This window comes from Microbacterium sp. XT11, from assembly GCF_001513675.1.
GTDB lineage: Bacteria > Actinomycetota > Actinomycetes > Actinomycetales > Microbacteriaceae > Microbacterium.
This window is the reverse complement of the sequence record NZ_CP013859.1, coordinates 520,509-533,480: the sequence shown is the minus strand read 5'-3', so window position 1 is coordinate 533,480 and position 12,972 is coordinate 520,509. Positions and strand designations below refer to the sequence as shown.

At 70.8% G+C, this 12,972-nt stretch carries 13 protein-coding genes; 11 read left to right on the top strand and 2 right to left on the bottom strand.

The features are described from left to right. Positions 1-52: 52 nt before the first annotated feature. Entirely contained in the window at positions 53-1,351 is a 1,299-nt protein-coding gene (locus AB663_RS02590) for a glutamyl-tRNA reductase (RefSeq protein WP_067195520.1), read from the bottom strand. A 116-nt stretch (positions 1,352-1,467) separates the two neighbouring features. Here AB663_RS02590 and hemE point away from each other — a divergent pair, with 116 nt between their 5' ends. The 10 genes from hemE (at position 1,468) to hemL (ending at position 10,578) form a co-directional block, all read left to right on the top strand. Beyond that, positions 1,468-2,490: a uroporphyrinogen decarboxylase gene (gene hemE / locus AB663_RS02585; protein WP_067195517.1), complete on the top strand. Its 1,023-nt coding sequence runs from the start codon at positions 1,468-1,470 to the stop codon at positions 2,488-2,490. Between the two features lie 61 nt (positions 2,491-2,551). Then, the gene (locus AB663_RS02580) at positions 2,552-4,174 is read left to right on the top strand and encodes a protoporphyrinogen/coproporphyrinogen oxidase (protein WP_067195514.1); all 1,623 of its coding nucleotides are present in this window, start codon (positions 2,552-2,554) and stop codon (positions 4,172-4,174) included. A gap of 213 nt (positions 4,175-4,387) precedes the next feature. After that, positions 4,388-4,831, top strand: a complete 444-nt coding sequence (locus AB663_RS02575; RefSeq protein WP_067195510.1) for a hypothetical protein — start codon at positions 4,388-4,390, stop codon at positions 4,829-4,831. A gap of 1 nt (position 4,832) precedes the next feature. Next, positions 4,833-5,261 carry a phage holin family protein gene (locus AB663_RS02570; RefSeq protein ID WP_067195507.1) on the top strand — a complete coding sequence of 143 codons (429 nt, stop codon included), beginning with the start codon at positions 4,833-4,835 and terminating at the stop codon, positions 5,259-5,261. Continuing rightward, entirely contained in the window at positions 5,248-5,523 is a 276-nt protein-coding gene (locus tag AB663_RS02565) for a hypothetical protein (RefSeq protein WP_067195504.1), read from the top strand. The genes AB663_RS02570 and AB663_RS02565 overlap by 14 nt, the downstream gene beginning before the upstream one ends. A 46-nt stretch (positions 5,524-5,569) precedes the next feature. Next, complete coding sequence (gene hemQ, locus AB663_RS02560; protein WP_067195501.1) at positions 5,570-6,247, top strand: hydrogen peroxide-dependent heme synthase; 678 nt, start codon at positions 5,570-5,572, stop codon at positions 6,245-6,247. Positions 6,248-6,252: 5 nt separating this feature from the next. Beyond that, positions 6,253-7,266, top strand: coding sequence for a hydroxymethylbilane synthase (gene hemC, locus AB663_RS02555; protein WP_067195498.1), 1,014 nt, complete (start codon positions 6,253-6,255; stop codon positions 7,264-7,266). Further along, a complete protein-coding gene (locus tag AB663_RS02550) occupies positions 7,263-8,054 on the top strand; it encodes a uroporphyrinogen-III synthase (protein ID WP_067195495.1) in 792 nt (263 codons plus the stop codon). Before hemC ends, AB663_RS02550 begins: the two co-directional genes overlap by 4 nt. Next, a complete protein-coding gene (gene hemB, locus AB663_RS02545; protein ID WP_067195491.1) occupies positions 8,051-9,028 on the top strand; it encodes a porphobilinogen synthase in 978 nt (325 codons plus the stop codon). The genes AB663_RS02550 and hemB overlap by 4 nt, the downstream gene beginning before the upstream one ends. Positions 9,029-9,255: 227 nt before the next feature. Further along, positions 9,256-10,578 carry a glutamate-1-semialdehyde 2,1-aminomutase gene (hemL, locus tag AB663_RS02540; RefSeq protein ID WP_067195487.1) on the top strand — a complete coding sequence of 441 codons (1,323 nt, stop codon included), beginning with the start codon at positions 9,256-9,258 and terminating at the stop codon, positions 10,576-10,578. 162 nt (positions 10,579-10,740) lie between these two features. Here hemL and AB663_RS02535 read toward each other — a convergent pair whose 3' ends face one another. Continuing rightward, positions 10,741-12,330: an HNH endonuclease signature motif containing protein gene (locus AB663_RS02535; RefSeq protein ID WP_067195485.1), complete on the bottom strand. Its 1,590-nt coding sequence runs from the start codon at positions 12,328-12,330 to the stop codon at positions 10,741-10,743. A gap of 133 nt (positions 12,331-12,463) precedes the next feature. On the opposite strand from AB663_RS02535, the gene AB663_RS02530 reads away from it, so the two are divergent. Next, entirely contained in the window at positions 12,464-12,913 is a 450-nt protein-coding gene (locus tag AB663_RS02530) for a hypothetical protein (RefSeq protein WP_067195482.1), read from the top strand. Positions 12,914-12,972 lie beyond the last annotated feature (59 nt).

Here is a 12,972-nt window from a genome sequence, read left to right as displayed (position 1 = left end):
AGCAGGCGCGGGAGACCGCGAGCAGGCGTGAGGGCGAACCGGGCCCGGCGTGTCAGGCGCTGGCGGATGCCGCGTCTGCCGCCGGCGCCTCCGGCTCGATGCCGTAGAGGGTGCCGATCGCCGCCGTGAACTCGTCGGCACGGCCGGCCGCCGCCAGCTCGTGCGCCCGAACGGTGGGAGTGTGCAGCAGCACGCCGACCAGATGCCGGAGCGCCTGCTCGACCTTGCCGTCTTCGTCTCCGCGCGCGCGGGCACGGTCGATCTCGGTCTCCAGCAGGGAGAAGATGTGCGAGCGCAGGGCCACGACCGACGGCGTCACGCTCTGCCGCGCGCCGACGAGGTGGAAGGCGCTTGCTGCCTCGCGCACGACGCTCCGCGCGGCATCCGTCGCCTGCAGCTCTTCGAGCGGCGCGTGCAGGCGGATGGTCTCGAGATCGAGCAGCGCCACGCCTTCGAGAGTCGCGACGGCGGGGTCGACGTTGCGCGGCATGCCAAGGTCGATGACCAGCTGGCTGTGCGCGCCCACCGGGCACCCGATCGCGGCTTCTCCCGTCGGGCGCTGCAGCTGTTCGGGGCCGAGCACCGGCTCCGCGGAGGACGTGCAGGTGATGAGCAGCGACGACCGAGCAGCCGTGGCGGCGTACGCGTCGGCGGGGACGGCTCGGATGCCGTGCTTCGCGGCGAAGACCTTGGCGCGGCCGGACGGAGAGTACACGGAGATGTCCTGTGCGCCGCGTTCGCGCAGCGTCGCGAGCGTCACGGCGGCGTACGCGCCGGTGCCGACCAGCAGCACTCGCTCGGCGGACCAGTCCGCGATGCGGCTGTCGGCCAGCTCGAGCGCGAGACGCACGAGCGAGCGGCCGGCACGGCTGAGCGCCGTGACGTTCTTGACCTTGCGCTGCGCCTGGCTGGCCCGCTGGAAGAGGCGCTCCAGTTCGGGGGAGGTCGTGCCCTCCTTGCGTGCCGCCGTCAGGGCGCGACGCACCTGCCCGGCGATCTCGCCCTCGCCCGAGACGACGGACTCGAGACCGGACGCGACGGAGAAGAGGTGCTCTGCGACGCGGCGCCCCGAGTGCACGGCGTACGCCCCGTCGAGATCGGATGCCGGAACGCCGGTCGCGGCTTCGACCGCTTCGAGCACAGCTCCTGTGCCTGCTGCGGCATCGACGGAGGCGGACTCGTCGATCTCCACGTACGCCTCGAAGCGGTTGCACGTCGCCAGCACGACCGCACCCTGAACGCACGGCGTCGTGCCCACGAGGGTGGTGGCGACGTCATCGGGGGTGCGGCTCAAGCGTTCGAGCAACTCGAAGGAGGCGGTCTTGTGACTCGCCGTCACACACAGCAGCACGTGTCGATTCTACCCGAGGTGCGGGGAGGGGGTGCCGGACGGACTGCCGGAGGGACTACCGTCCTGCCTCGTGAGCGACCGGCGTTCTCATAGAACCCGGATGGGAGGATGGGGGCATGCCCCTCTCCGATGCCCCGCTGCTCCGCGCCCTCGCCGGCGACCGTCCCGCGCAGACGCCCGTCTGGTTCATGCGTCAGGCCGGCCGCTCGCTGCCGGAGTACCGCGAACTGCGGGTGGGCACGCGGATGCTCGACGCCTGCCTCACTCCCGATCTCGCGGCGGAGATCACGCTGCAGCCGGTGCGTCGCCACGGCGTCGACGCGGCCGTGTTCTTCAGCGACATCGTGATCCCCCTGCGCCTCGCCGGCGTGGCGGTCGAGATCGAGCCGGGCCGCGGACCGGTGTTCGCACAGCCCGTGCGCACCGCCGACGACGTCGACCGCATCACGGCCATCGACCCGGCCGACCTCGACGGCTCGGCCATCGCCGAGGCCGTGCATCTCGTCACCGCTGAGCTCGGCGACGTGCCGCTCATCGGTTTCGCCGGCGCCCCGTTCACGCTCGCCGCCTACCTCGTCGAGGGGGGACCATCGAAGGAGCATCTGCGGGCACGCGCCATGATGCACGCGGACCCGGAGTCCTGGAACCGCCTCGCCGCGTGGCTGTCCCGTGTGTCTCGGCGCTTCCTCGAGGTGCAGCGTGATGCGGGAGCATCCGCCGTGCAGCTCTTCGATTCATGGGCAGGGTCGCTCAGCCCCGCCGACTACCGCCGGTTCGTCGCGCCCCACTCGCGGGCCGCGCTCGATGGCATCGGCATCCCGACGATCCACTTCGGCGTCGGCACCGGGCCCTTCCTCGCCGACATGCGTCTCGGCGGCGTCGCGGATGCCGTGGGCGTCGACTGGCGTCAACCGCTCGATGAGGCAACCGCGGTGGTCGGGCAGGAGACGACCGTGCAGGGCAACATCGATCCCGCTCTGCTCGCCGCGCCCTGGCCTGTGCTCGAGACGCATGTGCGCGAGGTGCTCCAGCGCGGCCGCGCGGCGCGCGCGCACATCCTCAACCTGGGCCACGGTGTGCCGCCCGAGACCGACCCCGATCAGCTCACCCGCATCGTCGAGTTCGCCCACGCGCAGTGACTCCGGCGGGGGCGAGGTCTCCGGGGGGTTACCGCAGCGGATGCCTGACAGGATTGAGGGTATGACCGCTGAGCCCGCAGAACTCGCCGCCCGCGCTGCCCGGACGCACGTCGTCGTCATCGGCGGCGGCATCGGAGGGCTCGTCGCCGCCCGCGAGTGCGCGAAGGTCGGCATGAGGGTCACGCTGCTGGAGGCGGCGGATGCCGTCGGCGGCGCGATCCGCCGAGCCGAACTGGACGGCGTCGTCGTGGATGCCGGCGCCGAGAGCTTCGCGACGAAGGGCGGCCACGTCCGCGCACTCGTCGCCGAGCTCGGACTCGCCGACAAGGTCGTGACGCCCGCGGCCGGTGGAGCATGGCTCGCCGGCATCCCCGGAGTCGGGGCCGCGCCGCTCCCCGCAGGCGGTGTGCTCGGCATCCCCGCCAATCCGTTCCAAGAGGATGTGCGCCGTATCCTCGGCTGGTCGGGCACGTGGCGCGCGTATCTCGATCGGGTACGTCCGCCGCTCACGATCGGGCACAACCACAGCCTCGGCAAGCTCGTCTCGTCCCGCATGGGCGCCAAGGTGCGCGACCGGCTTGTCGCCCCCGTCACCACCGGGGTGTACTCGGCAGCGCCGGAGGATGTCGACGTCGACGTCGCCGCACCGGGCCTGAACGCCGCACTCACCAGGGTCGGCTCCCTCTCCGGAGCGGTGCAGGTGCTCCGCGACGAGAACGCCGCGCGACGCACGACCCCGGGAGCGGCGGTCGAAGGGCTCGACGGCGGCATGAGCGGACTCGTCGACGCGCTGGTGGGCGACCTCGAGAAGCTGGGCGCACGCGTGCGCACCGGCGTAGCGGTCCACGAGGTCCGACGCGACGGCGACACCTGGACGATCATTGCCGAGCCGCACCTCGAGACCTTCCCACCCGCGCCGGGCGCCGCGCCGAACGCCGGGCCGGGCGCCGCGCCGGGCGCCGCGCCGAACGCCGAGCGGGGTACTGCGCCGAGCGCTGCGCCGAGCGCCGGACCGGGCGCCGAACCGGATACCGCGCCGGATGCCGACGCTCTCCCCACCGGGCCCGCGAACGAGACGTTCTCGGCGGATGCCGTCGTCGTCGCGGTCGACGAGACCACGGCACGTCGACTGCTCGCGTCCGTCGTGCCCGCTCTCGCCGCGACGGCGGAGGCTGAGGCGCCGCAGATCGAGATCGTGACGCTGCTGCTGCACGCCCCGCAACTCGACGGCGCCCCCCGCGGCACGGGCGTGTTGACGGTGCCGGGGAGCCACACGGCCAAGGCGCTCACCCACTCCAGCGTGAAGTGGCGGTGGGTGGCGGACGCCGCGGGTGGTCGCCATGTCGTGCGCGTGTCGTTCGGAGCGCAGGGGGAGCCGGCGGCGACCGCTGCGCTCGACGACGAGGCCGCCACGCGCCTCGCCGTGCGTGAGGCATCCGCCCTGCTCGGAGTCGCGCTCGACCGGGACGCCGTCATCGCATCGCATCGCGCCCGATTCGTGCAGTCGCAGCCCGCGTCGATCATCGGTGCGGCTGAGCGTCGCGCGGCCGCACGCGACGCCGTGCATTCGGTGCCAGGGCTCGCCGCGGTCGGAGCATGGCTCGCCGGGACCGGCCTCGCTCAGGTCATCCCCGACGCGACGGCAGAGGCGGATCGCCTTCGTCGCGGTCTGCTCTGGCACTGACCCCCGCCTCGGGACCCGTCGTGCGCGGGGTCTTCGAGTCGGCCCTCGGGGTGCGTGCAGAGCAGCCATGAGCGCGGCGACGCCGTATCTGTCAACCCCCTCCGGAGTAGATGCCGAACTCGGCATATGGGGTTACTCTGGGTACCTGGTCGGCGGTTCCGAACCGCCGGTACGCCACCAGGCGTCCACACCGGAACAACGTGAGGAGACCCCATGAAGGGGAAGATCGGACTCGTCGTCGGACTCGGCGTGGGATACGTGCTCGGCACCCGCGCCGGACATGAGCGCTACGAGCAGATCAAGACGCAGTGGCTCAAGGTCTGGCACCTCGATCCCGTGCAGGAGCAGGTGTCGAAGGTCAAGGATTTCGTCGGCGACAAGGCTGCCGCGGTGCCCGGTGCGCTGTGGAACGGCGCCGTGAAGATCGCGAAGACGGTCAGCGGCAACGGAACGCCGGGTCAGCGCCTCGACTCCGCGATCGCCACGGGGCGTGACACTGCCGAAGACGTCGCCCAGGCGACGGGAGACGCGGTCGCCGAAGCGAAGAGGGCAGCGGCGAAGAAGACCACTGCGCCCAAGACCGCAGCACCGAAGGCCGCAGCACCGAAGGCCACAGAGCCGAAGTCCTCCGGGTCCGGCGCCCGAACCGGGAAGTGACATGGCGGGGATCGGAGTGCCCCGGGGAACGGGCCAGCGCGACCGCGCCGACGACAGCCTTCTCACGCTGCTCGGCGACCTGCCCGAGCTGATCACCAACCTCGTCAAGGCCGAGATCGACGCGGCCAAGACCTGGGTCTCGCGCACCGCGAAGGATGCCGGCATCGGATCCGTCTGGTTCCTCGTCGCCCTGTTCTTCCTGTTCTGGGCTGTGCCGGTGATCCTCGTCTTCGCCATCGCCGGCCTGTCGTCGTGGTGGCCGGTCTGGCTGTCGGCACTGGCCGTGTTCGGCATCCTGATCCTCGCCGTGCTCGTGTTCGCCCTGCTCGGCATCCTGAAGTTCCGCAAGGTGCTGGCGCGGGAGAACCCCGCGCAGGCCGTGGCCACCGACATCAAGATCGCGAAGGGCTCGGGCGATGACGAACTCTGACAGCACGCTGCCGAAGACCGTGGTCCCCGCGGGGGTGACCGACCCGGTGGCCGCCGCCCGTGCCGAGCTCAAGGCGGCGCTCGCGGCGATCGAGGTCAAGGCGAACTTCCCGCGCCGCATCGAGAAGGCCTCCATGCGGGCCGCAGCCAAGGCCCGCCGCTTCGCCGACGACAACCCGGTCGGGGCGATCGCCGCGGCCGTCGGCCTCGCAGCCGTCGTCGGCGGCGCAGTGTGGGCGATCGCACGCGCCATCGCGCGCTGACCGGCACGAATTCGCACCCTTCAGGTAAAGGGGGCAGACTGGACGCATGTCCGAAGAGCGCGAAGAGAACCCGTCCGGATTCACCCTCTGGGCGGTCTGGCGACGCAATCCCGACGTCGCGGTGACCGAGGCCGACTCCACCGAACTCGAGACGATCGTCTCGTACATCGAGGACTCCGGCGTGACCATTCGCGGCTTCTACGACGTGTCAGGACTCAAGGCGGATGCCGACCTCATGGTCTGGCTGCACGGCGACACGGCCGAGGAACTGCAGAAGGCCCTGCGCCGCCTGCGCCGCACGGAACTGCTGCGCCCCCTGCTCCCGGTATGGAGCGTCATGGGCGTGCACCGCGACGCGGAGTTCAACCGCCAGCACGTCCCGGGCTTCCTGCGCGGCGTCGCGCCGAAGGACTGGCTGTGCCTCTATCCGTTCGTCCGCACGCCGGAGTGGTACCTCGCGCCCGAAGAGGAGCGTCGCGCGATGCTCGCCGACCACGGCCGCAAGGGCGCTGCGTTCACCGGCGTGATCGCGAACACTGTCGCAGCCTTCGCGCTCGGCGACTACGAGTGGCTGCTGCCGCTGGAGGCGGACGACGTCACCGAGCTCGTCGACCTCATGCGCGATCTGCGCTACACCGACGCCCGGCGATACGTGAAGGAGGAGGTGCCCTTCTACACGGGGCGCAGGCTCCGGTTCGACGAGATCGCGGACGTGCTGCAGTAGACGCCATGACCACCTCCCTCCGCCGGTCCACCCCGATACGACTCGGCACTCGACGCAGCGCGCTCGCGCAGGCGCAGTCCGGTCATGTCGCCGCCGCTCTCGAGAAGCTCACCGGAGTCCCCGTCGAACTCGTCCCGATCACGAGCGAGGGCGACACGAACCGCGCATCGCTGTCGGAGATCGGCGGACAGGGCATCTTCGCCACCCGACTCCGCGAGGAGCTGCTCGCGGGGGAGTGCGACTTCCTGGTGCACTCGCTCAAGGACCTCCCCACAGCTCAGCCCGACGGCCTGATCATCGCCGCGACGCCTGTCCGCGAAGACCCGCGCGACGTCGTGATCACGCGCGACGGCCGGCCGCTGCACGAGCTCCCGCCCGGCGCCCGCGTCGGGACGGGGTCGCCGCGGCGCATCGCCCAGGTGCACCGACGGGCGCCTCGTGCGGAGGTCGTCGACATCCGCGGCAACGTGGACTCGCGGCTCGCGCGCGTGGCCTCGGGTGAGCTGGATGCCGTGATCCTGGCGGCGGCGGGGCTCTCCCGGCTCGGTGCGGACTCTCCGCTGCGCCGCGAGGAGCTCGGGCTCGCCGAGTGGCCGACGGCACCCGGCCAGGGGGCTTTGGCCGTGGAGACACGGGACGACGTCGATCCGGATCTGCTCGCCGCGCTGCGCGGACTCGACGACACCGAGACCCGGCTGGCGGTGACGGTGGAGCGCGGCGTGCTGGAGGGGCTGGATGCCGGATGTCAGGCTCCGATGGCCGCGCACGCGGCCGTCTCCGGCGAGTCGGTGCGAGTGCGTACCGTAGTGTATGCGCCCGACGGAGCACAACGAGTGGGCCTCGACGTCACAGAGCCGGTGAACGGGGAGTATATTCGTCGGAACGGCAGTGGCAATGGAGCGGATACTGCCGATGGTGCAGACCCGATGCACGCAGCACGCGAGCTCGGGTTGACTCTTGCCCGTCGGCTGCTCGATCAAGGGGCGGCTGACCTCGTCTCCCGAGAGCGTTCCTCATGACCAATTCGAAGCACGACAAGCCGCTGGACGGCTGGCGCATCCTGGTGCCCCGCGGGGGGCCCTGGGGCGACGGCGTCGCAGCGAGTCTTCGCGCGCAGGGCGCGGTGCCCGTCGTCGCGCCCCTCATCAATTTCGCCCCGACGACCGATCAGGCTGCGCTCGACGCGGCCCTCGCCAAGCTCGCGGCGGGCGAGTACGACTGGCTGACCATCACGAGCGCGACCACCGTCGACGTGCTGTACGCGCACCGGGCGGTCGTCCCCTCCACGACGAAGATCGCGGCCGTCGGGGAGACCACGGCCGCGGCCCTTCAGGCCGTCGGATACGAGGTCGCTCTTGTCCCCGCCCAGGACAACTCGGCCGAGGGCATGGCGCACCAGCTGATCGCGCTAGAGCCGGAACCGCGGCGCATCCTCACGCTCCGCAGCGAGATCGCCAAGCCCGTGCTGACGAAGTCGCTGCTGAAGGCCGGGCATCACGTGGACAGCGTCGTGGCGTACCGCACGGTCGGCGTTCCCGTGACGGAGCGCATCCTGCGCGACGTGCAGAACGGCCGCATCAACGCGATCCTGATCACGAGCGGGTCGGTCGCGGAGCAGGTTCGCGAGCAGTTCCCCGACATCCCCGAGGAGACGCTGCTCGCGGCGATCGGACCGCGCACCGCACGGGACGCCCGCAAGGCAGGGCTGCCCATCTCGGTGGTCGCCGACCGTCAGACCGTGGATGCTCTCATCGACGCCGTCTCGCACTTCACGCTTCCGCACGCGGCAGACGAGTTCGCGCCGTGAGCTTCCCGCAGACCCGCCTGCGCCGGTTGCGGCAGTCGCCCGCCGTGCGCGATCTCGTGCGTGAGACCTCGCTCGAGCCGAGGCAGCTCGTGCTGCCCGTGTTCGTTCGCGAGGGTGTCGACGAGCCCACCCCGATCGGCTCCATGCCGGGCGTGATGCAGCACTCCCTCGACTCGCTGCGCGCCGCCTCCGTCGAGGCTGCAGAAGCCGGGGTCGGCGGCGTGATGCTGTTCGGCGTCCCTGCCGTCCGCGATGCGCGCGGGTCGGGCGCGGACGATCCGCGCGGCATCCTGAACGTGGCGACCGAGCTGCTTTCGCGAGAGGTCGGCGACGCACTCGTCGTGCAGACCGATCTGTGCCTCGACGAGTTCACCGACCACGGCCACTGCGGCGTGCTCGCGGACGACGGAAGCGTCGACAACGACGCGACCCTCGAACGCTACGCCGCCATGGCGCTCGCGCAGGCCCGTGCCGGCTCCCAGCTGCTGGGGTTGTCGGGCATGATGGACGGCCAGGTGGCGCACCTGAGGGCCGCGCTCGACGCTGAGGGTTTCTCCGACACGCTGCTCCTCGGTTACGCCGCGAAGTATGCCAGTGCGTTCTACGGTCCGTTCCGCGAGGCTGTCGACTCGCAGCTGAAGGGCGACCGCCGCACGTACCAGCTCGATCCGGGCAATCGGCGTGAGGGGGTGCGCGAGGCTGTCGTCGATGAGGCCGAGGGCGCGGACATCGTGATGGTGAAGCCAGCGATGGCGTTCCTCGACGTGCTCCGCGAGGTACGTGACGCCGTGCAGATCCCGGTGTGGGCGTACCAGGTGTCCGGTGAGTACGCGATGGTCGAAGCCGCAGCCGCGAACGGCTGGATCGACCGTCGAGCCATCGTCCTGGAGACGCTGCTGTCGATCCGCCGTGCGGGCGCCGACGCCGTGCTCACCTACTGGGCGACCGAGGCCGCGCGCTGGCTGCGCGGCTGAGTGGCACACCGGATCACCCGTCCGCCCCATCCACCGGCTGCCCGCCCCGTCTGCCCGCCCCGCCCCGTTCCGCCCGTCCCGCCCCCGTCTGCCGGCCCCGCCCCGCCCCATCCGCCCGCCCCGTCCCGTCCCGCCTCCGACTGCCCGTCCCGCCCCCGTCTGCCGGCCCCGCCCCGCCCCATCCGCCCGCCCCGTCCCATCCGCCCGTCACCTCTCGGAGGAGTGTCATGACCGATCGCAATGACGACCTGTTCGCCGCCGCCCGCGCGGTGACGCCCGGGGGAGTGAACTCTCCGGTGCGCGCGTACGGCTCCGTCGGCGGCATACCCCGCTTCCTCGCGTCCGCGGCCGGGGCGAGGGTGACGGATGCCGCCGGTGTCGAGTACGTCGACCTGGTGGCATCGTGGGGTCCCGCGCTCCTGGGGCATGCGCATCCGGAGGTCGTCGCCGCCGTGCAGGAAGCGGCCGCTCGCGGACTGTCTTTCGGAGCGCCGACCGAGGGGGAGGTCGAGCTGGCAGCCCTGATCGTCGACCGCGTGCGTTTCGGCGATGCGCGCCCCGTGGAGCGGGTGCGCCTGGTGTCGACCGGCACCGAGGCGACGATGACGGCGATCCGGCTGGCGCGTGGTGCAACCGGCCGTGATCTGCTGGTGAAGTTCTCCGGCCACTATCACGGCCACTCCGACGGACTGCTGGCCGAGGCCGGATCGGGTGTCGCCACGCTGGCGCTGCCGGGATCGGCCGGGGTGCCGGCGCCCGTCGCAGCCCAGACGCTGGTGATCGGTTACAACGATCCCGACGCGCTCGCCGCGGTCTTCGCGGAGCACGGCGACCGGATCGCCGCCGTGATCGTCGAGGCATCGGCGGCGAACATGGGCGTCGTGGCGCCGCTGCCGGGATTCAACCGGCTCATCGCCGAGACAGCGCACGCGCATGGCGCGCTCATGATCCTCGACGAGGTGCTGACCGGTTTCCGCGTGCACCCTGCCGGTTTCTGGGGACTGCAGGCGCAGAGCGGCGAGGAGTACCTGCCCGACATCGTCACCTTCGGCAAGGTCGTCGGCGGCGGGATGCCGTTGGCCGCGCTCGGCGGCCGTGCGGAGGTCATGGAGCTGCTGGCTCCCCTCGGTCCCGTGTACCAGGCGGGTACTCTCTCGGGCAATCCGCTCTCGGTGGCGGCGGGGCTGGCGACGCTGCGCCTCGCGACGCCGGACGTATACGAGAAGATCGATGCGGCATCCGAGCGGCTCTCCCGCGCGCTCGACGCCGCGCTGTCGGACGCCGGAGTGACGCACGCCGTCGCGAAGGCCGGGAATCTGTTCAACGCGTCCTTCCGTGCATCGGCTCCGCGGGACTACGCGGAGGCCCAGGCGCAGGAATCGTTCCGGTATGCGCCGTTCTTCCATTCCATGCGTGAGCAGGGCGTGGCACTCCCGCCGAGCGTGTTCGAGGCCTGGTTCCTCACCGCTGCGCACGGTGACGAGGAGTTGGAGCTCATCGAGCGTGCTCTTCCCGCCGCAGCCGCGGCGGCGGCACGCGCCCAGGCCTGACATGCAGGTCACATGCGGCCCTGACATGCAGGCCGGATATGCAGGCCGGATATGTAGGCCTGACATGCACGCCAAATGCAGGCCGGATATGCAGTTCTGACATGCAGGCCCGGCATGCAGTTCTGACATGCAGTCCTGACACGACCTAGACGAGTGTGATGCCTACACGAACATGACGCGGCGTGGAGGTGGATCACCGTAGGTGCGCCCGAGTGGACTGGTCCATTCCACCGTGCCGTCGGGCAGCTGTCGGGCCGTCCATCGGTGCCTCGCGTCGATGTCCGGATGCTTGAGTGCATGATGACCGACGCAGAAGCTGCTCAGGTTGTCGATTCGTGTGGGCCCGCCCTTGGCATGATCGTGGTTGTGGTCGACCTGACACCGGTGGACCGGCATACGGCATCCTGGGAAGCGGCAATGCTGGTCGCGTGCCCGCAGCAGTCGTCGCATCGCCGCCGTGGGCGTGTATCCGTCGGTGGCCGTGACCATGCCGGTGTGGTCGAGGAAGAGGCGCGCCCATCCGGTGTGATGACCTGCAAGGTCGCGGGCGATCTCCGGGGCGATGGGCCCTACACCGTCGAGTTCCGCCGGTCGATCGTCAGCGCCCGCCAGCGTCGTCGCTGCGATCGTGACCTGAATTCGACCGCGGATGCTCTCAGCACCGGTGCCCGCGACCGACGTCGGGTCTGCCGCGAGGAGGAGATCGGCGAGGAGGTCGGCCCGTACCTGGTCGATCGAACGGGTGTCGCCGTCGCGGCGTCGGACGGGCCCCGTCGACCCCGCAGCCGAAGAATCTCCGGCCGGAGAATCGGCGCCTCCGGCCGGAGAATCGGCGCCTCCGGGAACGGCAGCAAGGGCAGTGCCTGCACGAGCCGGGGCAGGGGCGGCGCCTGCGGGCAGCGGATCGAGGGTGAAGGTGTCGCTTTCGCCGAAGATGGCTCCGGCGAAAGCGTCGTACGTGTCGAGGGCTGGATCAGAGGGGAACAGGTCTTGCGCGAAGATCGGTTCGGGGTCGTCATCGAAGACGGCTGTGCGCTCCGCGCAGTTGCGAGCGTCTGCGGACTCCGGACGCTCGCCGTCGCCCTCGCCCTCGGCGCAGCTCCTGGTGTCGATGACATGATGCGCGAGCTGTGACAGCCGGTCGTAGATCGCCGAAGCCAGGTGCTCCGGGAGCACGACCTGCAGCAGCGCAAGGCCGTCGCCGACCGACCTGATCGTGACGCTGCGCTCGCCTGCGGCGCGCCGATGCCTCTCGACGACGGTCTCGCCGACCAGCGATGCCGCGACGCGGCGTGCGTGCGCCCGTGTGCGCGCCACGGTGTCGCTTTCGGCGACGACGAGAGCCGCGATATCGAAGAGCGTCAGCGTCTCGGCATCCGCCCGCTGTTCGCGGACAGCCTGGTCGACCACAGCACCTGCCTGGACGATCTCTCTGACGTGGGCTGCCGTGATCGTGCCCCGGGCGAACGACTCGCGCACCGCCGGGTGCGCGTCGAGCAGGAACGCATCGGCGAAGGCGTTCTCCATGGTCGTCGTCGGGACGTGGCCGGCGGCGGAGTACTCCGCGATCATAGAGCGCCTCATCGCGTCGCGGTGGAAACCCTGCTCCTCGACTTCCGACTCGTGCAACCGGAGCCGATCGGAGAGGAGAGACGCCGCCGTCGCCTCCCACTTCGCGATCTGGCGCCGCGCGTCGACCCACGCGTCGAGCAGTTCTCGGCGCCGGTCGAGTTCGTCGTCAGCGGTTCCCATGCCTCGAGTATAGTACATATGTTCGAAACTCGATGGAGGTGTCAGACGGAATGATGGAATGCGACAAACGATCGTTGCGGTCCTGTGAGCAAGTTCCAGACAACTGGGAGGATGCCGCTGGCAGACTGGTGGCATGGTGACGCTGCTGTTGGACAGGACGCAACTGGAGGTCGTGCTGTCGCCACTCGAACGCGCCGCGACGTTCCACCGCGAGAACGTCCGCATCCCGCGCGAGAGCATCAGCAAGGTGCAGCTCACCGACGACGCATGGACCTGGCTCAGAGGCGTCCCGAATCCTGGCACGCACATCCCCGGCGTCCTCGCCGCGGGGACGTGGAAGGCTGCGGGCAGCGTGGACTTCGTGCTCATCCGACGGCGGAGGCCCAGCGTGGTCGTCGACCTCGACGGTGACGGTGAATACCGGCGTTTGATCCTGACGACGCGTCACGGGCTCGCCCTCACCCAGGCCCTGCGCCTGGAGGTGTCGGGCGAACCGGCCGATGTCGAGGAGATCGTCGCGACCAGCCCGACACCGGCAGGCAAGGGCAAACGGCGCCCCGTCATCCGTCCGCGACCGGCCTGAGCCACCTGCCGCAGACGACGAACCCCTCCGTGGCGGCGCACAGAGGGGTTCGAAACGGT

What these genes read in the sequence shown, in the direction of transcription:
- hemE (WP_067195517.1), top strand. Translation starts at nt 1,468, where the DNA reads ATGCCCCTCTCCGATGCCCCGCTGCTCCGCGCCCTCGCCGGCGACCGT.
- AB663_RS02580 (WP_067195514.1), top strand. Translation starts at nt 2,552, where the DNA reads ATGACCGCTGAGCCCGCAGAACTCGCCGCCCGCGCTGCCCGGACGCAC.
- AB663_RS02575 (WP_067195510.1), top strand. Translation starts at nt 4,388, where the DNA reads ATGAAGGGGAAGATCGGACTCGTCGTCGGACTCGGCGTGGGATACGTG.
- AB663_RS02570 (WP_067195507.1), top strand. Translation starts at nt 4,833, where the DNA reads ATGGCGGGGATCGGAGTGCCCCGGGGAACGGGCCAGCGCGACCGCGCC.
- AB663_RS02565 (WP_067195504.1), top strand. Translation starts at nt 5,248, where the DNA reads ATGACGAACTCTGACAGCACGCTGCCGAAGACCGTGGTCCCCGCGGGG.
- hemQ (WP_067195501.1), top strand. Translation starts at nt 5,570, where the DNA reads ATGTCCGAAGAGCGCGAAGAGAACCCGTCCGGATTCACCCTCTGGGCG.
- hemC (WP_067195498.1), top strand. Translation starts at nt 6,253, where the DNA reads ATGACCACCTCCCTCCGCCGGTCCACCCCGATACGACTCGGCACTCGA.
- AB663_RS02550 (WP_067195495.1), top strand. Translation starts at nt 7,263, where the DNA reads ATGACCAATTCGAAGCACGACAAGCCGCTGGACGGCTGGCGCATCCTG.
- hemL (WP_067195487.1), top strand. Translation starts at nt 9,256, where the DNA reads ATGACCGATCGCAATGACGACCTGTTCGCCGCCGCCCGCGCGGTGACG.
- AB663_RS02535 (WP_067195485.1), bottom strand. Translation starts at nt 12,330, where the DNA reads ATGGGAACCGCTGACGACGAACTCGACCGGCGCCGAGAACTGCTCGAC.
- AB663_RS02530 (WP_067195482.1), top strand. Translation starts at nt 12,464, where the DNA reads ATGGTGACGCTGCTGTTGGACAGGACGCAACTGGAGGTCGTGCTGTCG.